We start from the raw sequence: 26,942 nt of genomic DNA, 5'->3' as shown, positions 1-26,942 counted from the left end.
GCTTAGTTAAGGGCTTTAGTAAATATTCGGCTACCAAGATAATTTTTTAAATGTATACCCTCGCCGTGCAATGTCCAAACTTGTGTAGGTGATACATGGTCAATAGCCTGTAATACGTCGCTCCAGTCGGCATGGTCAGATATAAATAGGGTATCCTGCTCATTCACCTGCAGGTTTTTCCACCCTGAGGCAAACAGCCGCTTTACACCTGTGGCACGTGCGTAACTATCAAAAGTAAACGGCGGCACTACATAAACAAACTGCTCCTGGTTCTTCATTAGCTTGCGGTTGTAAAGCTGGTATTTGCCCAGGTTAAAGCCATTTTTTTCGTAAATGGCATTTAGCGGTGCAATGCGGAAATGAACCAGCACCTGTTTTTGTGGTGCGTAATCGTTTATCATTTTAATAAGGCGCTGCGCTTTGCCCAGTCCGTAAGCGCCAAGCAATATATTGCTTTGAATGGAATTAAGTTTTTGAATTTCAGCCTCCGGATCAGGGTGGAGCGTAGCGGGGTTAGCAAATGTACTTTCTGTAATTAGCACATCAGCCTTTATCCATTCAATTGGTTCGCAGGTTGCATCGGCCTGCAGCTTATAATCGCCGGTATACAGGTAAGTAACGCCGCGGTGCTGCATAATTACCTGTGCCGAACCCAATATATGCCCGGCTGAAAGGAAGCTTACGCTAACCTCACCTAACAAAAACGTTTGGTGCCAACCGAACAAGCTAAAATTTTTACCTGCATTTTTACCATATCTCAGCCGCATAAAATCGGCTGTGGGAGTGGTGCAGTAAACGTTAAGATTGCCGGGTACAGCATGATCACCATGAGCATGACTTATTACGGCATGTTCAACAGGTTGCTTGGGGTCCAAATAAAACTTACCGTATTTGCAGTACAGGCCATTTTCATCAAAGGCCAAAAAGTCATCTAAAATAGTCATGAAAGGGTAGAAGACAGTTCGAGGAACTGTTGGTGTAAAGCCAAAATTTGCGGAATGATCAGCTCTGAGTTATCATTCTTGATAGTAAAGTTGGCCAGCTGTTCTTTTTTTTCCTGCGGCATTTGTTTGGCGTTGCGGCTTTCCGCCTCAAGCTGGCTAATACCATCGCGCTGCATAACACGCTGTATACGCATAGTTATTGGTGCAGTTACTATAATGGTGTAATTGCAATCTTTATAGGAGCCGCTTTCAAACAGTACGGCAGCTTCCTTAAGCACATAAGGCGAATGGATATGTTGTAAAGCCCAGGCATCAAACGCCCTGAACACTGCCGGATGCACTAATGCATTTAGTTTTTGCAATTCGTCCTCATTATTGAATACAATGCCGGATATGTACTTGCGGTTCAATTGGCCATCAGCAAAATAAGCTTCAGTACCAAAAGCTTGCATGATGCCGCTTATCAATTCTGCATCGGTTACCATCACATTTTTAGCATGATAGTCAGCATAAAAAACGGGTATGCCTAAAAGTTCAAACACCTGGCTTACGGTTGTTTTTCCGCTGCCTATATTGCCTGTTATCCCAATTTTAAGCATCTTATTTTGTTACTAAAAAATCAACATTACGCGGTACAACGCTCATTACCTTACAATAGGCCGGCATGCGGCTAACGTCTACAGGCAATACGCTGTACCCTTTTTCCCATAAAGCCAGATCGGCTGTAGCTTCAAAAAAGTTTTCATCAATCTCCATGTAACGACTAAGCGGCACCATAAATTTTATAGCTACAAACTGCGGAACAATTTTTACATGATAATAATGCGGGTTGTTAATCAGCTTTATGGGAATACGCAAAGTCTTCTCGGTAAACTCCTCAACTGGAATATGTATTTGCACCGCTTTAGGGTAAATACTAATGTTGCCTACTTTAACAGGCTGTAGTTTGAGCGTAGCCGTTACATCATTATTTACACGTGTTGCTGCTAAGGTGTCGGTTTTCCATGAATGGATACTGGTAATAACATTTTCGGGCCCGTTTAATGTAATATATGCCGGGTGAATGCTTGTTTTACCTGATGGAGCAAACTGCCGCTCATAAACAATGTCGAGAACAGGTTCCACAGGTACTTTTTTTACTACACGATTAGTGAAGTCAAAGTATAATGTGTCGGGGTTAAAAGCGATTATCCGGTGAGCTGAATCTTTCTTTTTGTTGATTTGCTCTATTTGTGTGTTAAGCGCTATAAAGTTGCTATGTTCTAAAGTATGGAGGTCTACGGCCACAGGCTGGTCGCTAATTTTCATACGGGAAAAAAGCATTTGCCACCCACTGCCTTGTATGGTGGTTTCTACGGTATCGGCTTGCAGAGCCCTGAACGCACGGCGCTGCGGCGCATTTTTAAAGGTGAGTACCTGCTTAACCGTAAAATTGTAGCTGCCCGACAGAGTAGCGAATACCCAGGCCACTAATGCCAGCACCAGGCAAAAGAAAAACACCGTAAGGCGTCTGCGCTCAGATACTGACAATTTTATAATGGGCATGCAAAAAGTATAATTAGCGTAAATGTAAAATGCCGTTTCCTTACTTGCAAGGGAACGGCATTTTAAGTTCTATTTCAGTGCGGTTATGCTTTAGTAACTGCAGGAGTATTTAAGGCTTTAGAAGCATCCAGCGATATTGCCGATTTATCAAAACGGATCTTGCCGTTTTCAACCTCTACCAAAAACGTTGTATCGTTCAGGTCTATGATGCGGCCGTGTATACCGGCAGTGGTAACTATCCTATCGCCTTTTTTCAACTCATCAACATATTTTTTTTGGTCTTTTTGCTTTTTAACCTGAGGGCGTATCATGAAAAAATAAAACACCACAATGATTAACACCATAGTGACGATCTGGCCGGTAGCCATGCCACCTCCAAGTTGTAATAAAATTGCTTTTGTCATTTACTGTTTAAATTTACTTTTTATCGGTTGTTACCTCGCCGGTTAAGTGTACACGGTTTTCTGCAGGTACGGTATTGGCCACTATCGTTACCAGTTTATCCTGTAGGCCACTTTTGCCTGCGCTGTTAAAAGTTACCTTAACGGTGCTTGCAGCGCCGGGTTGTATAGGCTCTTTTGCAATCTCAGGCGTGGTACAACCACAAGTTGCATAGGCATCTGTAATAATTAAAGGCGATTTACCAGTGTTGGTATACTTAAACTCGTAAGTTACTTTATCGCCTTGTTTTATCTTGCCAAAATCATGCGATTCAGTTTCAAACTTCATTACCGGCGCATTAGCTGCATTTACGGTTGTGCCTGTTTTTGCACTATCGCCGCTAACTTTTGTTTGTGTGTTGGCTTGGTTGCAGGCGGCCAAAGCGATGGCCATACTTAATACTGCGGTTATTTTTTTAATCATTATTCAATTAAGCCACGTCCGGATTTACGGATCTTGTTTTGTTCCTTAAGCTCAAATAAAATTTTGTCCAATATACCGTTTATAAACGAATTACTTTTTGGCGTGCTCAGTTCCTTCGCAATCTCCAGGTACTCATTTATGGTGACCTTTACAGGTACCGATGCAAAGTTGACAAATTCGGTAATGGCCATTTTCATGAGCAGGGTGTCCATCATGGCAATACGCTCAGGCTCCCAGTTCTGGGTTTTCTGTCCAATTAGCTCTTGATATTCGGCATCATGTCTTACTGCCTGTCTAAACAAGTCTACAATAAAATCACGATCCTCATTCCAGTTACCGGTTACATCAGCCAATTTATTTTGCTGAGGATTGTCAAAAGAAAAGTTTTTGAATGTTTTGGCAATCAACGCCTGTAATACGTCCCTGTCAATAGGCCATGATATGAACTTATCTTCAAAAACCTGCTCGGCAAGGCTCGATTTTAATATTACTTTTTTAAAGATGAACTTAATGATATCCTTATCGGATTGCAGTGTATCATCCGTTTTTTGAAGATAGGCCTTATACTCATCAGAGCTTTTAAGAATGATAAATAATGATTTAGCCAATTCAGGTTCAAAATCCCATGATACTTTGTACTTCTTGATAGCGGCAATGTAATCTTTGTTCACATGCAGCGAGGCAATAAAACGGTTTTCAAGAATTTTAAGATTGGGTTTCAGATCTTCGGCAGTAGGCAGGTGTTTGTTAGCCCTTTCGGCAGCATCGTTGCTGGAGTATTGTATCACCTCATCAATAAGGGACAGCATCCAGATGTACATTTCAAAAACCTTGTCAATATTTTGCAACAGCAGTTTTTCGTGCTGGCTCGCATCTTTTGGTTCAGATTGATGATAAGCGTACAGTGCCTGTAATACTTTTACCCTCAGGTGCCTTCTATTTAACATGGATAAGAACGATTTTTGTAAGATGTATTATTCAAATTTTAGCTAACGGTTATTAAGTAAAGTAGTTAAGTAGCAAAGCGGTTTTTTTGTTGCAGCAAATTAAAAAATTAATTAGCGCTAGAACAAATTCCGCAAACCATTTGAACCCATCAAATCAATGAACCGATTATGGGGCAAAAGTAGGCAATTTTTATTTGCAGGTAAATAGCCGAGCACAGAAAAGTTGTAGCGTATTGAGCATGTGGGCGCAAAGTGCATATCCTTGCAAGCACTATAATAACTCTATTTTCCCGGGATGCGGGGGCGCTACTTAAGATACCTTACTTTGGATGGGCCTGGTATTTGTAGTACATTTGCCCTGCAACATGAAAAGCCTTGCTTACCTTAATAAATACTTTTACAAGTACCGCTGGCGCTTGGTGCCGGGTGTATTGTTTGTAGTAATATCCAATATTTTTGGTGTGTTGCCCGCACAGGTAATCAGGGTTGCATTTAACCTGGTGGCCGAAAATATTCAGATATATCACCTTTATTCAGGATTTGAGCGGCAGCGTATTATTTATGACATCTTTGGGGCGAGCCTGCTTTTGTTTGGGAGCCTAGTGCTGGTGCTATCTCTATTGAGGGGCTTGTTCCTGTTCTTTATGCGGCAAACTATCATCCTTATGTCGCGGCATATAGAGTATGATTTAAAGAATGAGTTGTACGAGCACTATCAAAAATTGTCGCTTGCGTTCTACCGCCGCCACAATACGGGCGATTTAATGAACCGTGTTACCGAAGATGTAAGTCGGGTACGCATGTACCTGGGGCCGGGTATTATGTACGCCATTAACACCATTGTGCTCTTTATACTCACCGTTTACGCTATGATGAGTGTAAACGTACGGCTGGCTTTCTTTTCTCTGTTACCCATGCCTTTGCTGGTGCTGAGTATATATTATGTAAACAATATAATAGAACACCGCAGCGAGAGGATACAGGAAAAGCTGTCGTCGCTGTCAAGCTTTGTGCAGGAGAACATATCGGGTATACGGGTTATTAAATCATACGTGCGCGAAGGCTTTGTAAACGAACGTTTTGAGCACGAAAGCGAGAACTACAAAAGTCATTCGATGGAACTTACCCGGGTACAGGCATTGTTTTTTCCGATGATGCTGCTGCTGGTAGGTGTCAGTAACGTGCTCATTATTTACATAGGCGGGGTAGAGGTTATGAAGGGAAACATAACCTCAGGTAACATTGCCGAGTTTGTGGTGTACCTGGGGCAGCTAACCTTTCCGGTAATGTCCTTGGGGTGGGTAAGCTCTTTAATACAACGCGCAGCAGCCTCGCAAAAGCGCATTAACGAGTTTTTACATGAACAGCCGCAGATAACCTCGGCAACTACAGCTATACACACCGTTGCAGGCAAGGTAGAGTTTGATAATGTAAGTTTTACTTATCCCGATACCGGTATAGAAGCGCTTAAATCTGTCTCCTTTACCATTGAGCCCGGGCAATTGGTGGCTATTATCGGTCGCACAGGTTCAGGTAAATCAACTATGGCCAACTTGCTGATGCGTATGTACGATGTTACCGGCGGCGAGATCAGAATTGATAACCAATTGATCAGGCAGCTTAATCTAGAAGATTACCGTTCACAGGTGGGTTTTGTGCCGCAGGAGGTCTTTCTGTTTTCGGACACCATAGCTAATAACATAGCCTTTAGCGCCAACAAGTTGGATATGGCTGCTGTTGAACAGGCCGCTAAGGATGCCGCCGTGTATGATAACATTGCGGAGCTCGAAAATAAGTTTCTTACGCTTATTGGCGAGCGGGGTGTTACCCTTTCGGGTGGGCAAAAACAACGTGTAAGTATAGCCCGGGCTATTATTAAACAGCCGCAGATTCTTATATTCGACGATTGCCTTTCGGCAGTAGATACCCGTACGGAAGAAGCCATATTAGGCAATATGGGCCGTATCATGAAGGGGAAAACCAGCGTCATTATAGCCCACCGCATCTCCACCATTCGTAACGCCGATAAAATATTGGTAATGGAAAATGGCCGCATTGCCGAGCAGGGAAACCATCAGCAGCTTATGGACCTGAAAGGCGTTTATGCCGATTTGTATGATAAACAGTTGCTGGAGGAGCAAGAGGAGATCCATTAGCACCTTAAAACCAATATCGCTGCCAAGGGAATGGATGTACAGCACCTGATGAGATATCTGGCCGTTACCTAAAGTAACAAAATAAGGCACAACACCGTATTAGAATTTATTAAGTAGAATATATTTAATAGTGTTAATAGTTTAATTTTTATCAACATTGTTAAGAAAAATACTTGCGATTTCAAAAAATGATTATATTTATGCAATCAAACTAATACAACACTTTTAAAAAAATGGGAGATTTTGACAACAGAGAGCGGGATGAAGTTTTCTCGAAGAAGGTAAGAGCCGGAAAGAGAACTTATTTTTTTGATGTAAAAGCAACACGTTCAAACGACTATTACATCACAATTACGGAGAGTAAGAAGCGTTTAGAGGATGGTGTTTTTGTGAAACACAAAATTTTCCTTTACAAAGAAGACTTCGAGAAATTCGCAGAAGGACTGAAAGATACTGTTGATTACATCAAAGCCAACCAGGAAGTAGTTGAAAAACGTTATGAATACAGCGAGCTGAATGAAATAACTAAAGCAGCCGGTGTTGCCGGAGCTACGGAAGAAGATTTCACTTTCTAAAAATATACTTATTATAAACTTGGATTTCAGAGCTTGCCTTTTTTAAAGGCAGGCTTTTTTATTTACATAGGTTTCGCGTCTTAAGCGGATGTTTTATAAGCTGAGGCTGGCGCTTCTTGTCAATATTGATGACTTTAGGATAGGCAGTTCCATCAAAAAATCACATATTTGCCATGTATACTCTTATTTTGTAATCTATAATTTTGAGCAATGGCTGGCAATTCATTTGGGCAAATATTTCGTATCACTACCTTTGGCGAATCACATGGTGTGGCCATTGGGGTAATTATTGATGGTTGCCCGGCTGGTTTACCTGTTGATATGGAATATATACAGGCCGAACTGGATAAGCGTAAACCGGGCCAATCTAAAATTACTACCCAGCGCAAAGAGAGCGATACGGTGCAGATACTATCAGGCATGTTTGACGGAAAAACTACCGGTACGCCTATAGCCATGCTGATACCCAATGAGGATCAGCGTTCTAAAGATTACAGTCATAATACCGATGTTTTTCGCCCTTCGCATGCCGATTACACCTATTTTACCAAGTACGGCATACGCGACCATAGAGGAGGAGGGCGCTCATCTGCGCGTGAAACTGCTGCGCGTGTGGCGGCAGGCGCCGTAGCCAAATTACTGCTTAAAACGGCAGGTATGGATGTGCTGGCTCATGTAAGCAGCGTAGGCACTATTGATGCGCCTAATATCAGCATTACATCGGCCAATGAGTTTTTGGAAATACGGGAGGCCAATATTGTGCGTTGTGCCGATCCGGCCACTGCCGAAGAGATGATTGCCCGTATTGACGAGATACGCAAGCAAGGTGATACTATAGGCGGTAAAATTAGCTGTACTATTACCAATTGCCCTGTTGGTTTGGGCGAGCCGGTTTTTGATAAGCTGCACGCCGATTTAGGCAAAGCCATGTTGAGCATTAATGCAGTGCATGGTTTTGAGTATGGGTCGGGTTTTACCGGTAGCGAAATGCTAGGTTCGGAGCATAACGATATTTTTATTAAAGAAGCGTCGGGCGAGGTTAAAACGTTAACCAATTTTTCGGGCGGTATACAAGGCGGGATCAGTAATGGTATGCCTATAGAATTTAAAGTGGCCTTTAAGCCGGTAGCCACCATCATGACCAATCAAAACACTATTGATGCCGAAGGCAACGCTGCCCAAATACAAGGTAAAGGCCGTCATGATCCTTGCGTAGTGCCCCGCGCCGTACCTATTGTGGAAGCAATGGCGGCATTAGTATTAGCCGATCATTGGTTAAGGGATAAAACCGTAAAGTTGTAATGCTAATACATACCTTTTAAACGTAGCATATAGCGGTCCGGAATAATACACATTTGAAATTGCTTCCGCACCCTCATAGCAGGTATACGCTTCTTTGTAAGGGTTTTTACTTATGCTTTTAACCCCTCCCGGCGAGGGAGAGGTCGGCACGATAGCGGAAATCGGCCAGTAACTTTCTTTATACCATCATCCATAGCATCACTGCGCTCATGGCAATCATCAGGCCATCTTCTATAATGGTAACAGTGCTCATGGGCAGGTTAAATACAGCACCCAGGCAGGCACAGCGTATTGCTTTTTTGTTGAGTACACTTTGAAGTACACCAATAATACTTACCGACATGACAACCAGCGTAACCAGGTTTGTTATAACGGGGCTAATGTTAGCGGCATAAGCGATGCCTAGTGCCAGTTCTAAAAGCGCATACACATAACCCCAGCTCTTAAAGCGGCGTGCAATTACATCATACATGGCATAACTTTCGGCAAAGCCATCAAGGTTGAGCAATTTAAAAAATGAAAATACCAGAAAGAAGCCAGCCATAAATACCCGCATGGCCAGCATTTCATCAAAACCCAATAGGGTAGAGCCGGCTATAATGGATACTAGCGTGATATAAAAAAAGATAAGCACAATAGGCTTATAAGTTTCCAACCACGATTTTTGCTCACCATCCCCCATTGTATCACCACTAATGGGACTTGCTACTGCCGCAGGTATGTCGGTTAATTGATATTTTGGGTAATCTTTTAAAGCATTTTGCAGGGTAGCGGTATTCAGATGTTTATCCATTTCTACGGTTACTTCGCCCTTGGCTAAATCAACAGTAGCCTCCTTTACATCATCAACTTGCGATAAAAGATGCTGTACTTTATATTGACAACCGGCGCAGGTCATGCCGGTTACGTTATAGGTGTGTTTCATGTCTTCGTTATTTACAATACAAAGGTACGGCGGTATGATGTGGAGAGTTTATACTTTTTATAGATAGTATTTCGAAATTTACAGTTCCTCGATATTACGACGCTTGGTATCCTTAATACGCTTAAAATAAGTGGGCGTTAAACCGGTCTCTTTCTTAAACTGGCTCGACAGGTAGGCCACACTGCTGTAACCCATTTGGTACGCAATTTCGCTTAAAGTAAGCTCATCGTAAATTAGTAACTCTTTTACTTTCTCTATTTTCTGGCTAATGTAGTATCTCTCAATGGTAGTGCCCTCCGCTTCGGAAAAGAGATTGCTTAGGTAATTATATTCATAATGCAGCTGACCAGCGAGGTACTCGGAAAGATTTATTGTTAATGGTTCATGGGTATGATGTACCAGTTCTACAATCAGGTTTTTAACTTTTTCAACCAGTCGGCTTTTGCGGTCGTCAATTAGTTCAAAGCCCAAGTGTTTTAGCCGTAGGTCGAGGTTATGTAATTGCTGGCTGTTCAATTCCTCCTGAATGGTGGCCTCACCCAGTTGCAGGTGCTGCAGATGATACCCGCTTTGCTTCAACTCTTGTTCCACCGCCAGTTTACACCTGTGGCAAACCATATTTTTGATGTGAATTTTCATAAACGTTAGATAGCAGCAGGCAAATTATTAAATCGCTAAATATTTTTAGCAAAGCCACCGCCATGGCAATATCACAAAATTCTAATGCCAAAACTTGTGGGCCGCTTACATTCTTTTTCGTTGTTTCAATATACCGATAATTACGGCGAAGCAGGAGCTTTAAAGGTTTGTGGCAAACGCTATGGCTTGCCTAAAGTAATATGCCTGAACAGCAACTTTGCGCTTTGGGCTTTCCACAAGCCGAACGCCGATCACATGAGTTGCATTAGCGATGATAATGATGTAAATGATATGCAACTCTTTGCATGGGTTATACAAGAATAGGAAGGGTGATAATACTCTGGCCTGCGAGTAAAGAGTGGGGATCTCCCTTATTATGCATATTAAACCATCTTTAGAAGCGGTTATCATAAACACTAGCTAAAAATCAGAGCTTTTGAAATAACAGATGGGGAGGTTTATAAAAGCAAACCGTAATTGCTTGCGTGAGGCAATTACGGTTTGCACAAGCATCTTTGATTCTTGTTGCTTAGCACTTGGTTTTCTTTTCCCTTATTTTACGTCGAACCCGGCCTTTTCAAAATCCTTCCAAAAAGCAGGGTATGATTTTTCGACCACTTGTGCGTCTTCTATCTCTACTTGAGGAATGATTAGGGCAAGCGGTGCAAATGCCATAGCCATACGATGATCTTCGTAAGTTTGGATAGTGATGTGCTCTGGAATAAAGCGTTCACTGCAATCCAGTTTATACACCAGGCCTTTTTCAATCAGTTTAACGCCCATTTTGGCCAGCTCATTTTGTAAGGCGGCTATACGGTCGGTTTCCTTAATTTTAAGTGTTTCCAGCCCGGTAAAAGTGGCATCATGACCTAAAGCTGCACAAACCACAATCAGCGTTTGTGCCAGGTCGGGGCACGATTTAAGGTCAAATATTTTACGGATAACCGGCTTAGGGTCTTTACGGAGGTATACCCCGCCATCTTTAAACTGTGAGGTAATACCAAAGTTTGCCATCAGCTCAGTAATCACACTATCTCCTTGTAAGCTGTACGAGGTCAATCCTGGTAAAAAAAGTTCGGCCTCATCGGCTAAAGCGGCTACGGCGTACCAATAAGAAGCGGCGCTCCAATCGGGCTCCACCCATATGCTGGTTTCTCTAAAGTCTTGATGTGCTATGCTGATCACCTTGTCATCCCACTGGTGCTGAATACCAGCTTGCTGTAACATGCTTAGTGTCATTTCAACATAGGGGCGGGAGGTAAGCTCGCCATCAATATGTAGTTGCAATCCTTGCGGCAAACTACTGGCAATCAATAGCAACGCAGTGATGTACTGGCTGCTGATATCTCCCTTAATGGTGATGTTATCTGTAAGTTGGGTAAAGCCGCCATTAATATGCAGGGGCGGATAGCCTTCATTCTCGGCATAGCTAATGTTGGCACCTAACGATCTTAAAGCATCTACCAAGATGCCTATAGGGCGCTGTTTCATGCGCTCGGTGCCAGTTAATAGCACTTCGCCGTTCTGCAACGCAAAATATGCTGTCAGAAAACGCATAGCTGTACCAGCGGGGCCAATGTTTACTTCGGGAGCAAGGAGCGTGGAGGCCGGTAGAGAGGATAACGACCTAAAGTTTTCTTTGTTCTCTGGAAGTTTTGCTTCGCTTGCTGTGCCTCTTAATATCCCCGCCAGGGTAACGGCATCAGCAGCATCTGATAGGTTAGTTACCTTAACTTTGCCTTTGCTCAGTGCTTCAATAACCAGCGCACGGTTGCACTCGCTTTTGGAGCCGGTAAGTTGTATGTTAGCCTTAACCGTTTTGTGGTTGCGGCTAAGGGTGATGTTGTTTGACATATGAAGCTGTGTAATTGTATACAAATCTCATGATGTCATCCCGAACGATGGCGAAAGATTTTTTTAGGTTAACAAGTTAGTTGCCTTCAAAAGATTTCTCTTATACGTTCGGAATGACAAGTTTTTTGATGAACAGCTAATTAGTGCGTCAATTGTTCCTGAACCGGTGCGTTGCCCTGGCCTTTGTTCATGATCTCGGTTTGTTTACGGATAGACTCACCGTGAATAAGTTCGAGCAATTTCTCGGTAAACTCTGGGCTCAGATTTAAGGCTTTAGCATAATTAGTGCGTTTTTGCAGTATCTCGTCCCAGCGGTTAACTTGTAAAATGGTGATGCCGTTTTCTTTTTTGTAGTTGCCTATTTGTTCCACAATTTTCATACGCTCGGCAAGTTTGGCAATTACCAGGTCATCCAGTTTATCGATGCCATTACGCAGGTCGGCCAGTTTGTCTTTCAGATCATTATTTACTACCTCTGGCTTACGAAGCGCCAGGCGGTCAATCAGCTCCACTAAAGCGGCAGGGGTTACTTGCTGTTTAGCATCTGTCCAGGCTACCGATGGGTCGATATGTGATTCGATCATAAGACCCTGCATATCCATATCTAAAGCTTTTTGCGACACGTAAGGAATCAGCTCGCGGTTGCCAGAAATGTGGCTCGGATCGCAGATGATAGGCAACTCCGGTGCATGAGTTTTAAGATTAATGGCCAAATCCCACATTGGCTCGTTACGGAAAGCTGTTTTTTCGTAAGATGAAAAGCCGCGATGAATAGCCGCCAGTTTAGTAATACCAGCGTTATTAATACGCTCCAAAGCCCCAATCCATAAAGATAAGTCGGGATTTACAGGGTTTTTAATCATTACCGGAATATCAACTCCTTTCAAGGCGTCGGCAATTTCCTGTACGGTAAAGGGGTTGGCGGTTGAGCGGGCACCCACCCATAAAATATCAACGCCGGCTTTAAGCGCTTCTTCTACGTGTTTTGCGGTGGCTACTTCAACAGCTGTAGGCAGGCCGGTTTCGGCTTTGGCGCGTTTTAACCATTCCAAACCAATGCTGCCAATCCCTTCAAACTCGCCGGGGCGGGTACGTGGTTTCCAAATACCGGCACGCAAGGCGGTTACCTTGCCGGTGTTTGCCAGCAGGTGTGCGGTTGCTACCAATTGTTCTTCAGTTTCGGCACTGCATGGGCCGGCAATTAACAAAGGCTCTTTTTTAGCGGTAATCCAAGAGCTAAGCGGCTGTATTTTTAAATCGAGTTTCATATGCGTTTTTTTAGTCCGGAAGTTAGCAAGACGTTAAGTCCGGGAGTTTGTATTTTATAAATTATGTGTTGTTGTTTAGTGTTAATTTGTATGTAAGCACACGGTGTTAGGGGCTCAAAACCTCCTCCACGTACCGCTCATACTCGCCCAAAATGTTAAAGTTTTGCGTGTACTTCAGTATTTGGCGTATGGCTTGGTCATATTGAGTGTTTTCATTCCACTCTATGTCTACGTAAAAGTTGTATTCGTTACGCTTGCCCAGCACCGGCATGCTCTGGATTTTGCTCATGTTAATTTCCTGCTCAGCCAGTACATTCAGCACCTTAGCCAATGCGCCTACCTCGTTGCTCACCTGGAAACATAGCGAGGCTTTGTTAGCTGGTACTTTTCTTGCGTTTTCGTGGCTGGTAAAAATCAGGAAGCGGGTAAAGTTCTTTTTATTGCTTTCTATGCGGCGTTCCTTAACCTCTAAATCATAGATCTTGGCTGCTAAGCTATTGGCAATAGCGGCGGTATCGGTTAATTTTTCATCGTGTACCCGTTTAGCGCAGGCCGCGGTGTCACTGCTCTCCACCACTTTAATATGCGGGTACTCATCCATAAAATCAACACATTGGCGCAGGGCAATGGGGTGTGAAATAACCGTTTTAATATCCTCAAACTTAACGCCAGGTAGCGTTAAAAAATGCAGCTGTATAGGTAAATATACCTCGCCCACAATAGGGAAGTTATAACTCATGAGCAACGAGTAGTTGGGCAGTATACTGCCGGCTATATTGTTTTCAATAGCCATCACCACATAATCGGCCTGTTTATTTTTGAGTGCCTCAAATGTTTGTTTAAATGAGTTGCACTCCACCGTTTGTATGTTGGTGCCAAAATACTTAAAGGCCGCTTCTTCATGAAACGATGCGCGGATACCTTGTATGGCCACTCGTGGCGTTTTACTTTCCATAACCCTGTTAAATGCAGAAAGTCCCGGCTGTTGGGCCGGGACTTTCTGTTGTTTATATGTCTTTGTTAAAGCATATCAGTCCCGGCTCTTACTGCTAAAGTAAAAGTAATAGAAACCAAAACCGAATGCGTTGTTTAACTTCATTGTTGTGTTGTTGACGGTAAATGTACAAGATAAAAACGAACTGTCAAGAGAAAATTTTAAAAAAGTTATTTAAACCAAATTTTGTTGGGTTTGTGGTAGCACTTGTTGAGGGGATAGGGAGTGCCAAGCTGGTGATAAAAAGAGAAAAATAAGCGTTCTATCATTATGGGACTATTGTAAAGAACAACCTTATAAGTGCGTTAAATGTAATGGAGACACATTCTCGCCGATTAAGCAAACACTTCATGAGGCTGGTAAACAAGCGTTTTAACGTTTTTACCGGCTGTTCTTTAGTATAATAATAATTTGTAAAACACCTGTTTCTGAAAAAGGGCATAGGTACAGTAATTAAACTAAAAACCTAGCCGCTAACCGGAACACACTACCCCTAACTGATAAGCGTGTGAAGTACTCAAGCCAGGTTAAACAGTGATATCCGAGGATGTCACTTATCATATAGGCTGCTATGATACTTTGTGCAGTCAGATTCATGATTTGCGAGTTATTTATTGCTGCAATGCTTTACACTCAAATGATAGTTTGTTTAAAACAATGATGCGGTGCAACCTTTTATAGAAAGAACAAAATATTAACTTATGATAAATAACAATAACCCGGTTTGGTTTATTACAGGTTGCTCTACCGGCTTTGGCAGAGAACTGGCCAAACTGATATTAGATCGCGGATGGAATGCGGTAATAACAGCCCGCAATATTGACCAGGTCAAAGATCTGGCCAATGGTTTCGAAAATTCGGCACTGGTACTGCCGTTGGATGTAAACGATAAAAGTCAGATCGCGCTGGCTGTGGCCAAAGCCGAAGAAGCCTTTGGTAAGATAGATGTGTTGGTGAACAACGCCGGCTACGGTTATTTCAGTAGTATTGAAGAGGGCGAAGAAGAAAAGATAAGGGCACAGTTTGAAACCAATTTTTTTGGATTAGTGAGTATGATACAGGCTGTGTTGCCCGGTATGCGTAGCCGTAAAGTGGGGCATATTATTAACTTTTCGTCTATTGGCGGCTTAAGGGCATTTACCGCAACGGGTTATTATCATGCTACCAAGTTTGCAGTAGAAGGCTTGTCTGAATCTTTATCGCAGGAAGTTGCCTCATTGGGAATTAAAGTACTACTTGTTGAGCCCGGACCATTCCGCACTGATTGGGCCGGGCGTTCAACCTCGCGTACGCCGGTTCGGATAGCAGATTATGCCGATGCGGTAGGCAAACGCATGGAAGCCAGCCAAAACGGAAGCGGCAAGCAGCAGGGCGACCCGGTTAGAGGCTGCGAGGCCATTATTAAAGCGGTAGAAGCGGAGCAGCACCAGTTGCGTTTACTGTTAGGTGAGCCCGCTTACAATTTAGCAATGGAAAAGATCGATCAATTGAAAACGAACTTCGAATCGTTGAAAGACCTTACGCTGAGTGCAGATTTTCCGGAATCTGAAAGATAAGTATTCCGTGTAGTTTGAATTGAAGGGAGGCTATTGCTTTTAAGCAAAAGCCTCCCTTTATGTTTTTTACAGTTTATTGTAATAGCTTAAGCTATCGCACAGTTCTTCTTCAGTACATATATGGTCTATACTGCACTCTCCAATTTTATTGATCAGGGTACAGTTAATTAAGCCATTTTGGTTTTTCTTGTCGGTTTTCATTAATGCGTACAGAACCGTATGGCACGAATCCTCTAACACGTATTTAGGGTACAACGCTTTTAAAACGCTGCTTATTTCATTAAGTTCTTCCAAACTTAAGCCCGCTTTTTTGTGTGATAGCCAGGCTTCACATATCATACCCAATGCTACGGCCTCGCCATGCGTTAAGTGGTTATCATCGTTTTGCAGCGAGTACGTTTCAACCGCATGCCCAACGGTATGGCCAAAGTTGAGGCATTTGCGAAAACCTTTTTCAAACGGATCGGAAACTACGACTTTGTTTTTTATGGCTACCGATTGATAAACCAACTGGGCCGATGGCAAGCTTAAGGGACTGCCCAGGCCTTTCAACTCATTCCAGTAAGCGGCATCCTGTATCAGGCCATGTTTCAGCATTTCGGCATAGCCAGACAAAACCTGGCGTTCGGGAAGCGTCTCTAAAAAGGCATGCTCTATAAAAACCGCTTTAGGCGATGTGAAAGTGCCTATAATATTTTTGAGGTTATCAAAGTCGATACCTGTTTTGCCACCAACAGACGCGTCAACCTGCGAAAGCAGGGTAGTGGGCATTTGCACAAAATCTATCCCGCGTTTGTAGGTTGAAGCGGCAAAACCACCCATATCGCCAATTACACCGCCTCCCAGGTTTATCATAAGGCTATGGCGGTCGGCGCCAAAATCGATCAGCATTTTCCAAATGCCTGCGCAAAAATCAATATTCTTGCTTTCTTCGCCGGCATTTACCTCAATTACATCATAATTGTTATTTAAATGCTCTAAGCGGCTTTGCAGCAATGGTAAACAATGCTGGCCTGTATGTTCATCAGTTAAAATAAAAAAACGGGAGTAATTGCCTTGTTCAATAAAATTAACCAGTTGGGTTAGCGTATCCTCAAAATATACAGGGTAGTCAATGCTATCAATCGTATCCATAAAATTAAATCACCACAATCTTTTTCGACCGGAATTCTACTACATCGCCTTTTTTTACTTTAAGACGCTTGCGGTAATCAACCTGGCCGTTATATTTCACTTCACCTTCAGTTACCACAATTTGTGCTTCGCCGCCGGTATATACTAAACCGGTGGCCTTTAATAATTGTATTAGAGGGATAAAGTCGCCGTTTAGTTTAAATTCAATCATGATATTGGCAAAAATAAACTATTACCGCATAAAATGAGTTATATAGATTGATTTTCTAATTTTGCGCGATGTTTGCTGAACCTACCGATGTGCCACAGCCCGAAAAGGGTAACCTATCTTTTGAGAATACAGAAATTGCTTTTAAGCATGCCTCCAACGCCGATTTAAAACGTGCTTATTGGCTGTTTACCGCTATAAACAACAACTTTTTAGTGAAGATTGGCCCAGGCATGACCAATTTTGCCATGAACATTGGCCTGCCTATTAAAGGCATTATTAAGGCTACTATATTTAAACAATTTTGCGGCGGCGAAACCATTGCAGAATGCAATGACACCATAAAAAACCTATACTCAGGGGGGGTAGGCACTATTCTCGATTACTCTGTTGAGGGTGAGGAAGATGAAAAAGTGTTTGATCATACGCGCGACGAAATTATTCGTACTATTGAACGTGCCACCGGCGACCCGGCCATTCCCATAACTGTTTTTAAAGTAACCGGCGTAGGGCGTTTTGGCCTGCTCGAGAAATTGGATGCTGGTACCGCTTTAACGCAGGCAGAGGAAGAGGAATGGCAAAAAGTGCAGAACAGGGTACAGGCCATTTGCCAAAAAGCGCATCAGGCCGGCATACCGGTTATGATTGATGCAGAGGAAACCTGGATACAAAAGACGATTGATAAACTGACGCTGAATATGATGCGCCGGTATAACCGCGATAAAGCCATTATATTTAATACCTACCAAATTTACCGGCACGATAAGCTAGCCTCATTAAAAACTGATTTTGATATAGCCCGTACTGAAGAGTTTATGCTGGGCGTTAAAATTGTGCGTGGCGCCTATATGGAAAAGGAACGCCGCCGCGCCGCAGAAATGGGTTATCCATCGCCCATACAGCCCGATAAGCTTTCGGCCGACCGCGATTATAACGACGCTTTACGTTTTTGCATTGAGCATATAGATCGTATTGCGCTGGTAGCCGGTACGCATAATGAAGATAGCTGCCGTCTGCTAGCCGATTTACTGAACCAGCTGCATATACCGCATAACCATCCGCATGTATACTTTTCGCAATTGCTCGGCATGAGCGATAACCTGAGCTTTAACCTGGCCAATGCGGGCTACAATGTGGTAAAATATGTACCCTACGGACCAGTGAAAGCAGTAATGCCGTACTTGTTTCGCCGAGCGCAGGAAAACACGGCTATTGCCGGCCAAATGAGCCGCGAGTTGGGATTGATTATCAAAGAAAAAAAGCGCAGGGGTATGTAATTAAGCCTAAAGCAAAAATGTGTCAGGCAAAACGCTTAACTTCACCAGTTCATCTTCTACCAAAAATTGCATAGCATGCATCGGAGCTTTCAATGGGCAGTTTTGCTCGTTTTTGTTGTGGTTTGTTCGTTCATTATTAAAGATGAGCAAAACCTGAGTGTTGTGTTTATTGGAGACAGTATTACGGTTGGTTCTGTGCCACGCGTGCAGTCGCCACCCCGATTTGCGGGCGAGTACTTGCAACAACAACGCGGCATAGGTAAAGTAAAAGTGGCAAACGCGGGTATAAGTGGCTACACCACCTTTAACTTTTTACCAGGTAGCAGCACTTATGAAAAGGTTAAGCTTGCTGCAGATACCATTCAGGCAAATACAAATGCAACGCTGATTTTTTCCATTATGTTGGGTACTAATGATAGCGCCATAAAAGGGCCTTTGGGTGCACCCCTTACACCCGCAAACTATCGTGCTAATCTTAAAACTATCACCGATAGCCTTATGGCCCGTTATCCGTATTGCAGGGTTATTATCAACTATCCGATATGGTATAGCGATAGTACAGCTAATGGTCATTCCTCTTATCTAAAGGCGGGGCAGGAGCGGGTGTTACTTTACCAAAAGCAAATTGATACGCTTACCAACCTGTACAAAAAGGCCAGACCGCAACGTGTATTTCTGGGTGATAAAAAGGCTTATCAATATTTCAAGGAAAACTACCTTACCGATTTTAAAGAGCAGAAAGGCCCCTCGGGTGTTTACTACCTGCATCCCAATCAAAAAGGAGATAAAGCTTTAGGCGAATTTTGGGCCAAATCTATTTTAAGATCTTTAAAATAGATTAGCTTTCATCACGTTGAAAACGTTTAGGTGGTCAATGCCGTACTTAGCTGCGCTTTAACTCGTATTGGAAAGCTACAATCCCGCACTCAAATGCTGTAGAACCTACCAGGTTCAAGCTTTGTTGGCTATCCAGATCTTTGAAAATAGCCATGCCACTTCCAATCGCGGTCGGGTTAATTAATAAGTTAAACTCATCAATCAACCCCTCTTTAATAAGCGATGATACAAACATTGCACCACCATAAGCGATAATATCATTACCGTCTTGCTCTTTTAGTTGGTTGATTTCCTGGGTAAGGTTGCCTTTTGCCAAAACGGTATTGTTCCAGGTTGATTGCTGGAGTGTTTTTGTAAAAACAACTTTGAGTGTATTAGTGAACTTTTGACCAGCAATAAAGTCGGCCGCGTCTGAGTTTTCGGCAACAGAAGCCCAGTAGGGGATAAAGCCTTCGGCAAGTTTTCTGCCCAAAACAATAGTATCAACAGTTGCCGTAATCTCGCCTACATATTTGTTAAGATCTTCTGTCCAGGGTAGAGTCATCCAGTTCATTTCGCCATTTGGTCCGGCTATAAAGCCATCTATCGTCATTTGCACCTGTAGCTTTAATTTTCTCATGGTATAAGTTTAACTGTGTTACACAAACATACACAAGTACGGTAAACCTTTTAAGGGATAGAACGACAAATTGAGGGCTAAATGCGGCAAGGTAGTAACAGGTGGTCGTATAATTATAAATTGTTAAAAACCGTTTCAATTTACTGTACGTGTATTATAAGGTGATTTCCGCATTCGCTGAACCGCAAAGTGCACAATTAGATTACCTTTGCGGGGGAACGAGCTTTATATCTAAAATGCCGGTGCTTAGGATAAATTTCTGTAGGCATCCGGTGTTAAATGAAATAGTTAGCTTATACTATCTGCATCAAAATAATCAATGGCAAACCCTATTAGCTATATTCAGCGTTGTAAATCGTTTTACGAAATTACTAATACAGAACTGTACGCAGCCATGCGGCTGCGTAATGAAGTGTTTGTGGTTGAACAAAACTGTGTTTTTCAGGATGCAGACAATAAAGACCAGCAATGCTATCACCTGATGCTTTGGCAGGACAGTTTATTAGTGGCCTACGCCCGTTTGGTGCCAGCCGGATTGTCTTACCGCGAGGTATCTATAGGCCGAATTATTACCAGTGGCTCGGTTAGGGGAACCGGCATGGGCGCTATACTGATGCGCCATGCTATTGAAGAGTGCCAGCGTTTATTTGGTACAGGGCCTATCCGTATTGGCGCGCAGGTTTATGCCGTGCCTTTTTATGAGAAGTTTGGCTTCCAAGCCCAGGGCGAACACTACGATGAAGACGGCATTCCCCATGTAGAAATGTTACGGTTGTTGTAGCCGGCCAACTTGACCATTGTAACACTTAAAAGTAAAGAAGCCGTAGTCAAATCACCGCTAAATGCAATAGGTTACAAGTTTGAGAACGATCTTGAAACCTTGTATGCATCAAGCAAATAAGCGGGCTTTAACTTTTTCCGATCACTTCCTGACGATGTCTTATTCCCCAATCAGTCAGGTTGTTTATAATTGTTTGTAATGTTTTACCATGTTTGGTCAGTTCATACTGAACTGTTACCGGGTGCGTGTCCAAAACGGTTCGTTCTACTAACTTATTAATTTCAAGCTCCTTTAGTTCTTTACTGAGCATTTTGTTCGAAATGCCTACAACGTCGTTTAAAATATCTGTAAATCGCCTCTTATTGTAATGGCAGATGGAAGATATAATATAGATTTTCCATTTCCCGTTTAACACGTCCATAGCATCGTGGACCGCCATCATCTCTTTTTTGCGGTCTGTTTGAAATTCTTTTTTGCACTCCATAGGTTACTTCGTTACCTCAAGGTTACTGTTACTTTTGTATACAAAGTTACTAAAATATATTTCGCGGATGTAGCTTTGCAACCTAAATAGTAACAACAATATGGATAAGTTAACAAACAAAGTAGCTATAGTTACAGGTGCATCAAAAGGCATAGGTGCCGCTATTGCAACATATTTTGCAGCAGAAGGTGCTAAGGTTGTAGTAAATTATGCCTCGAGCAAAGAGGGGGCAGATAAAGTAGTTGAAGCCATCACTGCTAACGGGGGTACGGCCATCGCGGTACAGGCCGATGTATCTAAAGAAGCCGACGTGATCAGGCTGTTTGAAGAAACAAAAAATGCGTACGGCACGCTGAATATTTTAGTAAACAATGCAGGTGTTTACCAGTTTTGTCCAATCGAGCAGTTCACCACAGATTCTTTTCATCAGCATTTTAATATCAACGTGTTGGGATCTTTGCTGGCTATACGCGAAGCGGTAAAGTTATTTGGTGATAATGGTGGCAATATTATCAATATCAGCTCAGAAGTAAGCAAAATGCCTATGAGTACCGGATCGGTTTATGCAGCAACTAAAGCTGCGTTAGATGCTATTACTATCGCCTTGTCTAAAGAGCTGGGCGCCAAAAATATCCGTGTTAACTCCATTTTACCCGGTTCAGTAGAAACCGAAGGCACGCATAGCACAGGGATTACGGGTAGCGATCTTGAAAAGATGCTGATTGCCAATACACCGCTCGGTCGTATCGGCCAGCCCGACGACATTGCCAAAGTTGCTTTATTCCTCGCTTCTGATGAAGCTGCCTGGATAACCGGAGAAAAAATTTCTGTATCAGGCGGTATTTACGGGTTCTGATTTTAGTTTAAACCTGCCTTACACATTATAAATAATCAAAATGGCAAAAGAAAATTATAACGGAGCGTTACAGCATCCCATAGGTACAGGCTTTAACGGCACATCAACAACTACCGACGTAATTAAGGGAATAGATATCAACGGAAAAATTGCCATTGTTACCGGCGGTAATACAGGCATAGGTTTGGAGACGGTAAAAACACTTTCCAAAGCAGGGGCAACAGTAATTGTACCAGCACGTGATGTACAAAAGGCCAGGAAAAACCTCGAAGGGATTACTAACGTTGAAATAGAGGAATTGCACCTGATGAACCCCGATTCTATTGACACTTTTGCCGAAAAGTTTTTGGCATCGGGTCGGCCGTTACATCTGCTCATCAACAACGCGGGTATTATGTTCGTGCCTTTACGTCGCAACTCACGCGGTATCGAATCGCAACTTGCAGTCAATTATCTGGCCGTTTTTCAACTCACTGCCCTGTTGTGGAGAGCACTAAAACAAGCTGATGGCGCAAGAGTAATTAACGTTTCTTCGCTGGGGCATCATTTTGCACCGTTTAACTTTGATGATCCAAATTTTGAGCAGCGCGAGTATAATACCCTGCAGGCTTATGGTCACTCAAAAACAGCTGTCAATTTGTTCTCGCTCGAACTGGACAATCGTGCCAAACCTTTTGGAGTAAGAGCTTATTCCTTACATCCGGGTAATATATGGGGAACAGAACTAACCAGGGAGGCACCATTGGAGATATTACAGCAGTTTGGCTTTTATGACGACAAGGGCAAGGCTGTACCCGAAGTAATTGAATCGCTGAAAACAGTTCCGCAAGGTGCCGCCACCACAGTTTGGGCTGCTACGAGCCCGTTGCTTAGCTCAACAGGCGGTGTGTACCTCGAAGATGTTGACGTAGCTGCCTTAGCTACTAATTCACCCATTTCCAACGGTGTAAAATCTTATTCATTAGAGGAGGCCAGTGCCAAGCGATTATGGCAAATGACTGAAGTGCTAACAGGCGCTAAATTTAACTTTAGTTAATTGTAAAATGTAACACTAGCAATTAACAGCCGGCTAAGCGCCGGCTTTTTTTGTTTTTGCGCCGTTTATATCCAACTCAATTATTTTTAACGCGGTTTGCAACTTTTAAATAATTAAGCCGTACAAGCAGCAAGTGGTGGACTAAAAGCAGAATTCGCTTTATGGTATGTGCACTAAAGGTATCGTAAGTAAGCTCGTTCTTATGGGCGGGCATATTTACTTTAACAACCAGATCTTATGAATACACAAGTTGAGATGACACTGGATACGCTAGAAGGCTTTATACAAAAGTCTTTTGACGGATTCTTCGACGAAATGCACTTTCAGGCAATTCAGATGCCCGCCAAAATGTTAAAGGTCAGTGCTACTTACCATAATATCCCTTTTTCTTATACCTTCAATTTATTCGAGTGGAACTTTTATTCGAGGTCTAAAATGGCATTGCATATACTCGAGAACATGAAAGGAAAGATCGCGCGCAACGAACAAACCATTTTTACCAAGAAAGCTCTCGCTACTCAATCTCTACACGGATAACATCTTCAATCTTGGTTATAAAGCATGGGCTGAGGAGTTAATTATGCAGTTGCAGCTCTTTGTATCTTTCATAAGCGTCTATAAACCATCTGGCCCGGCCGTACCGGTCATTAATCTGATCTAACATTTTGTTGTAAAATGGCATAGTGTATTTAGTAGATGGATTGGAATGTATTAACATGTGCTTTTAGCTCTTTTTAAGTTTTTGAGAAGTGATAACTTGAGAAAAGCTGAGGTTAACCGTTTTTTTTCAGATTAGGGAAGAGGGCAGGCAATACCCCCTGGTACGCAGCGTGGTGATGAATCTCTACCGTTAGCTTGCTTGCTTTAAGGGCAAGAAGGAAAGGATTCATATTTACAGCCGGATAGTATTCCGGTAATATACTATCCTTTACTACATCAAAACATTAAAAGTAGTGCTAATTAAATGAGCTTCTAAACGCTAAAGGCGATACACTGGTTTTGATCTTGAACAATTTGGAAAAGCTCTGACTGTGCTCAAACCCCAGTTGAAAAGCAATCTCCGAAACAGATAATTCAGTAGTTGATAGCTTTTCTTTTGCTTTTTCTATTAGTTTTTCGTGAATATGCTGTTGCGTGGTTAACCCCGTAAGTGATTTAAGTAAGCTGCTTAAGTACATGGGCGATATATTCAAAGAATCAGCAATATGCTGTACAGTTGGCAAACCAGTGGTGTTTTCATTGTTGAAATGATCGTCAATAACTTTTTCTAATTTCTCTAAAATTTTATGATCGTTAGCTTTGCGGGTTAGAAATTGCCTTTGATAAAAGCGGTCGGAATAGTTAAGCAGGGTTTCGATTTGAGAAACGATGATATTTTGACTGAACTTATCTAAATTGGCATTATACTCCTGTTCAATATTTTTAACAATAGCATTAAGCGTTGCCTCTTCCTTTTCAGAAAGAAACAACGCCTCATTTACGGCGTAATCAAAGAACTCATAATGGTTAATGCTTTTTGCCAGGGGCGTGTTCCATAAAAAATCAGGATGGATCATTAAAATCCAGCCGCTTTTAGTAGATGCCAGTTCTTCGATGGTTTCAATACCAAAAACCTGGTTAGGGGCAATAAAAAACATCACTCCATCATCAAAATCGTAATGGTTTTGCCCATACTTGAATGTTGCACCAATGCTGCGCTTGATGGAGATATGATAAAAATCAAATACAAAGTTCTTATGATGGATTTCTTCAGAGCAGTTGAAGGTTCCATAATCAAACAAGCTGATTAAGGGGTGCTGAGGTGAAGGCAAGCCTTTCATTTTGTGAAATTCAGCAATCGATCTTACCCTGTGTACCTGATGTTGACTCATATTCAAATTTACAAATAATGTTATATCATCATTCCACCGGAGAGTTCAATCCTTTGGCCGTTCATCCAGCCGGCTTCAGGGGTACAAAGAAAAGCAACTACACCACCAATGTCTTCGGGTACGCCCACACGTCCCAACGCGGTAACCGAAGATATCATGTTTCTTTTGTTTTCATCAGATTTATTTGATCCTCCGCCAAAATCAGTAGCGATTGCGCCGGGTGCAACCACGTTGGCTTTAATTTGCCTTGCTCCAAGCTCTTTGGCCAAACATTTGGTGTAAGTTTCAATTGCGCCTTTCATGCTTGCATAGGCCGAAACATTCGGGAAGGCTATTCTTGTTAGCCCTGAGGAAATATTAATAATCCCTCCGCCGTTGTTTAAGATGGGCAAAAGTTTTTGAGTCAGAAAATAAACTCCTTTAAAATGAACATTCATCATGGCGTCAAATGCTTCTTCGGTAGTCTCCGTCACCGAACCATATACGCCGGCTCCGGCATTGTTAATTAAAAAATCGAAGTTAGGTGATCCCTCGTGTTCTTGTAAATGCTGACTAACCTGCGCTACAAAAGCGTCGAAAGTTTTGGTGTCACTCACATCCAGTTGGTAAGCAATAGCTTTCTGGCCCATGGATAATACTTCTTGTACCACTTTATCCGCTTCTGCCTTGTTGTTGCGATAGGTGAAGATGATGTTGTTTCCATTTTTCGCTAACTGGATCACCATATCTCTGCCCAAACCACGGCTACCACCGGTTACAATTGCAATTTTGTTTTTTGTTGACATACTTTATACTTTTAATAACACAAAGTTCAGCACATCCTAGTATACTTTTGTAGCCGAACTATAGGTTGTTGTAGTCGTTTTTAATACTGATTCCTGTGCATTCTTCAATGCCCCAAATAAAGGTGTCTATTGCGAAAAATTGCTTATTCAACTGGTTTTACTCACTTTGCAGCCCTGCAACACATGGGCTACAGCGCGTTTACTACATTAAACGTAAAACAACTTATATCTGGCGTTTCTCTTCTTAAAAAGGATATTCCAATCTGTTGATGGCGTAGTTATAAAACCTTGATCGCGAAACTTCGTTTCATTCTTATGCCATACAGCCAATCCACAGTTATTGCCGGTGACAGTGAGCCCAGTGTGAATTTAAAGTGTGGCAACGTGCGCGCCGCGTTTCTGATATTCTGCATGATTTTTTGGTTGTTTAGCTTAGTTTTTCTTTGTCAGATGGCAGAGTATAGCGGTTTCCCAAAGCTGGCAGAGCAGGCTCATGCCATAAATGATTACTTTGGTCACAGTTCGACCGCCTTTATGGCCGGACCAGTAATCATCCTGGCTACATTTTTATATTTTTATTGGGCGCGTAAAAAGCTTACTTGGTTCAACGGTGTTATGATTGATGATGAGTATATAAATGTGGTGCATTATGAATTTAAGAAAATCACCAATAACATCTCTTTGATCTATCTACAAACACCCGGATGGCTTTACGTTATTTACCCGGTTACCTCACAGGACGGGCGAAAGTTCCCGAACGTGAAGATGATGAAGACAGAAGCAGCATTGAACGAGGTGCAGGTTGAACTTTTAAAAAGTAAGCTGCAAACATCCACCGCCACAGAGAAAGCGTTTTGGTTTGTCAGCAAAGATGTAGTCATCTCTTTTGTGATTTTTGTTCTGATTGCTGCGTCTGCTTTTTTATTTACCTGATTGCTTGTGAAACAATGCATTATAATCGCTTAAAAGGGCGCTGAGCGTGGCCGCATTTATCTTTCAGTTTCGGTATTTTACCAATGGTGATTTTGGAATTTCACAGTTTTAACGATGCATCTCTGAGGCCTTGCGGAAATCTTTGATCAATGCCAATATTTGCTCAGGCCGTTTGTCCAATCCGTCTAAATGGAGTTTACGGTTTCTGCCGGGCGTTTCAAACCACAGAAACCATGTTGGTTTAACCGAACCGAGCGGCATCAACTTTTCATTGGAGATGTACTGCCACTCATAAAATTCTCCGTCGTGAGCGGTAATGCCCTTGTTGCTGATAACAAGCTGAGGCTTATTCAAGTTCAATAAGTTCCAGTATTCCTGATAGGCCAGTGTAGCACCAACTATTATGCTTACTATGGACATAATATATTTGATGATACTGCCACCCTGCAGCAATGAAACTATGCCGCCAATGAATACTAATACCATGGCCATAAACCATAGTATCTTTGCCTTAGAAAATTTGATAGTTACCTCATCTGATGCGTGCATAGT

Annotated in this window: 31 protein-coding genes; 12 read left to right on the top strand and 19 right to left on the bottom strand. The window is 42.4% G+C overall.

Annotation, left to right across the window (positions count from 1 at the left end; translation table 11 throughout):
* Window positions 1-2 precede the first annotated feature (2 nt).
* The 6 genes from ABDD94_RS16110 to nusB form a co-directional block, all read right to left on the bottom strand.
* On the bottom strand, window positions 3-944 hold the full coding sequence (locus ABDD94_RS16110) for an exonuclease (RefSeq protein ID WP_345951071.1): 942 nt from the start codon (window positions 942-944) through the stop codon (window positions 3-5).
* The gene (gene coaE, locus ABDD94_RS16105) at window positions 941-1,543 is read right to left on the bottom strand and encodes a dephospho-CoA kinase (protein ID WP_345951072.1); all 603 of its coding nucleotides are present in this window, start codon (window positions 1,541-1,543) and stop codon (window positions 941-943) included. Before coaE ends, ABDD94_RS16110 begins: the two co-directional genes overlap by 4 nt.
* A 1-nt stretch (window position 1,544) precedes the next feature.
* Window positions 1,545-2,489, bottom strand: a complete 945-nt coding sequence (locus ABDD94_RS16100; protein WP_345951073.1) for a YbbR-like domain-containing protein — start codon at window positions 2,487-2,489, stop codon at window positions 1,545-1,547.
* Between the two features lie 83 nt (window positions 2,490-2,572).
* Window positions 2,573-2,893 carry a preprotein translocase subunit YajC gene (gene yajC, locus ABDD94_RS16095; protein WP_345951074.1) on the bottom strand — a complete coding sequence of 107 codons (321 nt, stop codon included), beginning with the start codon at window positions 2,891-2,893 and terminating at the stop codon, window positions 2,573-2,575.
* Window positions 2,894-2,906: 13 nt separating this feature from the next.
* Entirely contained in the window at window positions 2,907-3,353 is a 447-nt protein-coding gene (locus ABDD94_RS16090) for a DUF1573 domain-containing protein (protein ID WP_345951075.1), read from the bottom strand.
* Entirely contained in the window at window positions 3,353-4,300 is a 948-nt protein-coding gene (nusB, locus tag ABDD94_RS16085; protein WP_345951076.1) for a transcription antitermination factor NusB, read from the bottom strand. Before nusB ends, ABDD94_RS16090 begins: the two co-directional genes overlap by 1 nt.
* A gap of 365 nt (window positions 4,301-4,665) precedes the next feature.
* On the opposite strand from nusB, the gene ABDD94_RS16080 reads away from it, so the two are divergent.
* The 3 genes from ABDD94_RS16080 (at window position 4,666) to aroC (ending at window position 8,333) form a co-directional block, all read left to right on the top strand.
* Complete coding sequence (locus ABDD94_RS16080; protein ID WP_345953122.1) at window positions 4,666-6,456, top strand: ABC transporter ATP-binding protein; 1,791 nt, start codon at window positions 4,666-4,668, stop codon at window positions 6,454-6,456.
* A gap of 233 nt (window positions 6,457-6,689) precedes the next feature.
* The gene (locus ABDD94_RS16075; RefSeq protein ID WP_345951078.1) at window positions 6,690-7,031 is read left to right on the top strand and encodes a DUF3276 family protein; all 342 of its coding nucleotides are present in this window, start codon (window positions 6,690-6,692) and stop codon (window positions 7,029-7,031) included.
* 210 nt (window positions 7,032-7,241) lie between these two features.
* Complete coding sequence (aroC, locus tag ABDD94_RS16070; protein WP_345953121.1) at window positions 7,242-8,333, top strand: chorismate synthase; 1,092 nt, start codon at window positions 7,242-7,244, stop codon at window positions 8,331-8,333.
* A 178-nt stretch (window positions 8,334-8,511) separates the two neighbouring features.
* Here the strand turns inward: aroC and ABDD94_RS16065 are convergent, their stop codons facing one another.
* Entirely contained in the window at window positions 8,512-9,258 is a 747-nt protein-coding gene (locus tag ABDD94_RS16065; protein ID WP_345953120.1) for a cation transporter, read from the bottom strand.
* Between the two features lie 78 nt (window positions 9,259-9,336).
* Window positions 9,337-9,897 carry an AraC family transcriptional regulator gene (locus tag ABDD94_RS16060; RefSeq protein ID WP_345953119.1) on the bottom strand — a complete coding sequence of 187 codons (561 nt, stop codon included), beginning with the start codon at window positions 9,895-9,897 and terminating at the stop codon, window positions 9,337-9,339.
* 84 nt (window positions 9,898-9,981) lie between these two features.
* On the opposite strand from ABDD94_RS16060, the gene ABDD94_RS16055 reads away from it, so the two are divergent.
* Window positions 9,982-10,221: a hypothetical protein gene (locus ABDD94_RS16055; RefSeq protein WP_345953118.1), complete on the top strand. Its 240-nt coding sequence runs from the start codon at window positions 9,982-9,984 to the stop codon at window positions 10,219-10,221.
* 228 nt (window positions 10,222-10,449) lie between these two features.
* Here ABDD94_RS16055 and aroA read toward each other — a convergent pair whose 3' ends face one another.
* The 3 genes from aroA to ABDD94_RS16040 form a co-directional block, all read right to left on the bottom strand.
* Window positions 10,450-11,751: a 3-phosphoshikimate 1-carboxyvinyltransferase gene (gene aroA, locus ABDD94_RS16050; RefSeq protein WP_345953117.1), complete on the bottom strand. Its 1,302-nt coding sequence runs from the start codon at window positions 11,749-11,751 to the stop codon at window positions 10,450-10,452.
* A gap of 140 nt (window positions 11,752-11,891) precedes the next feature.
* A complete protein-coding gene (locus tag ABDD94_RS16045; protein ID WP_345953116.1) occupies window positions 11,892-13,019 on the bottom strand; it encodes a chorismate mutase in 1,128 nt (375 codons plus the stop codon).
* A gap of 106 nt (window positions 13,020-13,125) precedes the next feature.
* Window positions 13,126-13,974, bottom strand: a complete 849-nt coding sequence (locus ABDD94_RS16040; RefSeq protein WP_345951084.1) for a prephenate dehydratase — start codon at window positions 13,972-13,974, stop codon at window positions 13,126-13,128.
* 740 nt (window positions 13,975-14,714) lie between these two features.
* Between ABDD94_RS16040 and ABDD94_RS16035 the strand changes: the two genes are divergently transcribed.
* Window positions 14,715-15,569 carry an oxidoreductase gene (locus ABDD94_RS16035; protein WP_345953115.1) on the top strand — a complete coding sequence of 285 codons (855 nt, stop codon included), beginning with the start codon at window positions 14,715-14,717 and terminating at the stop codon, window positions 15,567-15,569.
* Between the two features lie 66 nt (window positions 15,570-15,635).
* On the opposite strand, the gene aroB is transcribed toward ABDD94_RS16035, so the two are convergent.
* Window positions 15,636-16,703 carry a 3-dehydroquinate synthase gene (aroB, locus tag ABDD94_RS16030; protein ID WP_345953114.1) on the bottom strand — a complete coding sequence of 356 codons (1,068 nt, stop codon included), beginning with the start codon at window positions 16,701-16,703 and terminating at the stop codon, window positions 15,636-15,638.
* Between the two features lie 4 nt (window positions 16,704-16,707).
* On the bottom strand, window positions 16,708-16,914 hold the full coding sequence (locus tag ABDD94_RS16025; protein WP_345951087.1) for an RNA-binding S4 domain-containing protein: 207 nt from the start codon (window positions 16,912-16,914) through the stop codon (window positions 16,708-16,710).
* A gap of 68 nt (window positions 16,915-16,982) precedes the next feature.
* Here ABDD94_RS16025 and ABDD94_RS16020 point away from each other — a divergent pair, with 68 nt between their 5' ends.
* Together ABDD94_RS16020 and ABDD94_RS16015 are read left to right on the top strand one after the other, a co-directional pair.
* Window positions 16,983-18,188 carry a proline dehydrogenase family protein gene (locus ABDD94_RS16020; protein ID WP_345953113.1) on the top strand — a complete coding sequence of 402 codons (1,206 nt, stop codon included), beginning with the start codon at window positions 16,983-16,985 and terminating at the stop codon, window positions 18,186-18,188.
* Window positions 18,189-18,263: 75 nt separating this feature from the next.
* Window positions 18,264-19,025, top strand: coding sequence for a GDSL-type esterase/lipase family protein (locus ABDD94_RS16015; RefSeq protein ID WP_345953112.1), 762 nt, complete (start codon window positions 18,264-18,266; stop codon window positions 19,023-19,025).
* A gap of 46 nt (window positions 19,026-19,071) precedes the next feature.
* On the opposite strand, the gene ABDD94_RS16010 is transcribed toward ABDD94_RS16015, so the two are convergent.
* Entirely contained in the window at window positions 19,072-19,644 is a 573-nt protein-coding gene (locus tag ABDD94_RS16010; RefSeq protein ID WP_345953111.1) for a dihydrofolate reductase family protein, read from the bottom strand.
* Window positions 19,645-19,963: 319 nt separating this feature from the next.
* Between ABDD94_RS16010 and ABDD94_RS16005 the strand changes: the two genes are divergently transcribed.
* Window positions 19,964-20,425 carry a GNAT family N-acetyltransferase gene (locus tag ABDD94_RS16005; protein WP_345953110.1) on the top strand — a complete coding sequence of 154 codons (462 nt, stop codon included), beginning with the start codon at window positions 19,964-19,966 and terminating at the stop codon, window positions 20,423-20,425.
* Window positions 20,426-20,552: 127 nt separating this feature from the next.
* On the opposite strand, the gene ABDD94_RS16000 is transcribed toward ABDD94_RS16005, so the two are convergent.
* On the bottom strand, window positions 20,553-20,909 hold the full coding sequence (locus tag ABDD94_RS16000) for a helix-turn-helix domain-containing protein (protein WP_345953109.1): 357 nt from the start codon (window positions 20,907-20,909) through the stop codon (window positions 20,553-20,555).
* 100 nt (window positions 20,910-21,009) lie between these two features.
* Between ABDD94_RS16000 and ABDD94_RS15995 the strand changes: the two genes are divergently transcribed.
* From ABDD94_RS15995 to ABDD94_RS15985, 3 genes are all read left to right on the top strand, one after another.
* Entirely contained in the window at window positions 21,010-21,765 is a 756-nt protein-coding gene (locus tag ABDD94_RS15995) for a glucose 1-dehydrogenase (RefSeq protein WP_345953108.1), read from the top strand.
* A 40-nt stretch (window positions 21,766-21,805) separates the two neighbouring features.
* Window positions 21,806-22,801, top strand: a complete 996-nt coding sequence (locus ABDD94_RS15990; protein WP_345953107.1) for an SDR family NAD(P)-dependent oxidoreductase — start codon at window positions 21,806-21,808, stop codon at window positions 22,799-22,801.
* 237 nt (window positions 22,802-23,038) lie between these two features.
* Window positions 23,039-23,338: a hypothetical protein gene (locus ABDD94_RS15985; RefSeq protein ID WP_345951096.1), complete on the top strand. Its 300-nt coding sequence runs from the start codon at window positions 23,039-23,041 to the stop codon at window positions 23,336-23,338.
* A gap of 37 nt (window positions 23,339-23,375) precedes the next feature.
* Here ABDD94_RS15985 and ABDD94_RS15980 read toward each other — a convergent pair whose 3' ends face one another.
* The 3 genes from ABDD94_RS15980 to ABDD94_RS15970 all read right to left on the bottom strand — a co-directional run bounded on the left by ABDD94_RS15980 (window position 23,376) and on the right by ABDD94_RS15970 (window position 25,457).
* Window positions 23,376-23,519, bottom strand: a complete 144-nt coding sequence (locus ABDD94_RS15980) for a hypothetical protein (protein WP_345953106.1) — start codon at window positions 23,517-23,519, stop codon at window positions 23,376-23,378.
* Window positions 23,520-23,757: 238 nt separating this feature from the next.
* Window positions 23,758-24,621: a helix-turn-helix transcriptional regulator gene (locus ABDD94_RS15975; RefSeq protein ID WP_345953105.1), complete on the bottom strand. Its 864-nt coding sequence runs from the start codon at window positions 24,619-24,621 to the stop codon at window positions 23,758-23,760.
* A 71-nt stretch (window positions 24,622-24,692) separates the two neighbouring features.
* Entirely contained in the window at window positions 24,693-25,457 is a 765-nt protein-coding gene (locus ABDD94_RS15970) for an SDR family oxidoreductase (RefSeq protein WP_345953104.1), read from the bottom strand.
* Between the two features lie 450 nt (window positions 25,458-25,907).
* On the opposite strand from ABDD94_RS15970, the gene ABDD94_RS15965 reads away from it, so the two are divergent.
* Window positions 25,908-26,390: a hypothetical protein gene (locus ABDD94_RS15965; protein WP_345953103.1), complete on the top strand. Its 483-nt coding sequence runs from the start codon at window positions 25,908-25,910 to the stop codon at window positions 26,388-26,390.
* A gap of 108 nt (window positions 26,391-26,498) precedes the next feature.
* On the opposite strand, the gene ABDD94_RS15960 is transcribed toward ABDD94_RS15965, so the two are convergent.
* Window positions 26,499-26,939 (bottom strand): hypothetical protein, encoded by a 441-nt coding sequence (locus tag ABDD94_RS15960; RefSeq protein ID WP_345953102.1) that lies wholly within the window; start codon window positions 26,937-26,939, stop codon window positions 26,499-26,501.
* Between the last annotated feature and the right edge of the window lie 3 nt (window positions 26,940-26,942).

Origin of the sequence: Mucilaginibacter sp. PAMB04168 (genome assembly GCF_039634365.2) — a bacterium.
Classification (GTDB): domain Bacteria; phylum Bacteroidota; class Bacteroidia; order Sphingobacteriales; family Sphingobacteriaceae; genus Mucilaginibacter.
Note: the sequence above shows the minus strand (reverse complement) of the source record. Positions and strands in the feature narration are given on the sequence as shown.

Bases quoted from the DNA above. Each gene is read 5' to 3' on its own strand.
- ABDD94_RS16010 (WP_345953111.1), bottom strand. From the start codon at position 19,644: ATGAGAAAATTAAAGCTACAGGTGCAAATGACGATAGATGGCTTTATA.
- aroB (WP_345953114.1), bottom strand. From the start codon at position 16,703: ATGGATACGATTGATAGCATTGACTACCCTGTATATTTTGAGGATACG.
- ABDD94_RS16065 (WP_345953120.1), bottom strand. From the start codon at position 9,258: ATGAAACACACCTATAACGTAACCGGCATGACCTGCGCCGGTTGTCAA.
- ABDD94_RS15970 (WP_345953104.1), bottom strand. From the start codon at position 25,457: ATGTCAACAAAAAACAAAATTGCAATTGTAACCGGTGGTAGCCGTGGT.
- nusB (WP_345951076.1), bottom strand. From the start codon at position 4,300: ATGTTAAATAGAAGGCACCTGAGGGTAAAAGTATTACAGGCACTGTAC.
- ABDD94_RS16020 (WP_345953113.1), top strand. From the start codon at position 16,983: ATGTTTGCTGAACCTACCGATGTGCCACAGCCCGAAAAGGGTAACCTA.
- aroA (WP_345953117.1), bottom strand. From the start codon at position 11,751: ATGTCAAACAACATCACCCTTAGCCGCAACCACAAAACGGTTAAGGCT.
- ABDD94_RS16060 (WP_345953119.1), bottom strand. From the start codon at position 9,897: ATGAAAATTCACATCAAAAATATGGTTTGCCACAGGTGTAAACTGGCG.
- ABDD94_RS15985 (WP_345951096.1), top strand. From the start codon at position 23,039: ATGAATACACAAGTTGAGATGACACTGGATACGCTAGAAGGCTTTATA.
- ABDD94_RS16055 (WP_345953118.1), top strand. From the start codon at position 9,982: ATGCCAAAACTTGTGGGCCGCTTACATTCTTTTTCGTTGTTTCAATAT.
- ABDD94_RS15975 (WP_345953105.1), bottom strand. From the start codon at position 24,621: ATGAAAGGCTTGCCTTCACCTCAGCACCCCTTAATCAGCTTGTTTGAT.
- yajC (WP_345951074.1), bottom strand. From the start codon at position 2,893: ATGACAAAAGCAATTTTATTACAACTTGGAGGTGGCATGGCTACCGGC.
- ABDD94_RS15965 (WP_345953103.1), top strand. From the start codon at position 25,908: ATGGCAGAGTATAGCGGTTTCCCAAAGCTGGCAGAGCAGGCTCATGCC.
- coaE (WP_345951072.1), bottom strand. From the start codon at position 1,543: ATGCTTAAAATTGGGATAACAGGCAATATAGGCAGCGGAAAAACAACC.
- ABDD94_RS16035 (WP_345953115.1), top strand. From the start codon at position 14,715: ATGATAAATAACAATAACCCGGTTTGGTTTATTACAGGTTGCTCTACC.
- ABDD94_RS15995 (WP_345953108.1), top strand. From the start codon at position 21,010: ATGGATAAGTTAACAAACAAAGTAGCTATAGTTACAGGTGCATCAAAA.
- ABDD94_RS16075 (WP_345951078.1), top strand. From the start codon at position 6,690: ATGGGAGATTTTGACAACAGAGAGCGGGATGAAGTTTTCTCGAAGAAG.
- ABDD94_RS16000 (WP_345953109.1), bottom strand. From the start codon at position 20,909: ATGGAGTGCAAAAAAGAATTTCAAACAGACCGCAAAAAAGAGATGATG.
- ABDD94_RS15990 (WP_345953107.1), top strand. From the start codon at position 21,806: ATGGCAAAAGAAAATTATAACGGAGCGTTACAGCATCCCATAGGTACA.
- ABDD94_RS16100 (WP_345951073.1), bottom strand. From the start codon at position 2,489: ATGCCCATTATAAAATTGTCAGTATCTGAGCGCAGACGCCTTACGGTG.
- ABDD94_RS16080 (WP_345953122.1), top strand. From the start codon at position 4,666: ATGAAAAGCCTTGCTTACCTTAATAAATACTTTTACAAGTACCGCTGG.
- aroC (WP_345953121.1), top strand. From the start codon at position 7,242: ATGGCTGGCAATTCATTTGGGCAAATATTTCGTATCACTACCTTTGGC.
- ABDD94_RS16040 (WP_345951084.1), bottom strand. From the start codon at position 13,974: ATGGAAAGTAAAACGCCACGAGTGGCCATACAAGGTATCCGCGCATCG.
- ABDD94_RS16025 (WP_345951087.1), bottom strand. From the start codon at position 16,914: ATGATTGAATTTAAACTAAACGGCGACTTTATCCCTCTAATACAATTA.
- ABDD94_RS16090 (WP_345951075.1), bottom strand. From the start codon at position 3,353: ATGATTAAAAAAATAACCGCAGTATTAAGTATGGCCATCGCTTTGGCC.
- ABDD94_RS15980 (WP_345953106.1), bottom strand. From the start codon at position 23,519: ATGTTAATACATTCCAATCCATCTACTAAATACACTATGCCATTTTAC.
- ABDD94_RS16015 (WP_345953112.1), top strand. From the start codon at position 18,264: ATGCATCGGAGCTTTCAATGGGCAGTTTTGCTCGTTTTTGTTGTGGTT.
- ABDD94_RS16045 (WP_345953116.1), bottom strand. From the start codon at position 13,019: ATGAAACTCGATTTAAAAATACAGCCGCTTAGCTCTTGGATTACCGCT.
- ABDD94_RS16005 (WP_345953110.1), top strand. From the start codon at position 19,964: ATGGCAAACCCTATTAGCTATATTCAGCGTTGTAAATCGTTTTACGAA.
- ABDD94_RS15960 (WP_345953102.1), bottom strand. From the start codon at position 26,939: ATGCACGCATCAGATGAGGTAACTATCAAATTTTCTAAGGCAAAGATA.
- ABDD94_RS16110 (WP_345951071.1), bottom strand. From the start codon at position 944: ATGACTATTTTAGATGACTTTTTGGCCTTTGATGAAAATGGCCTGTAC.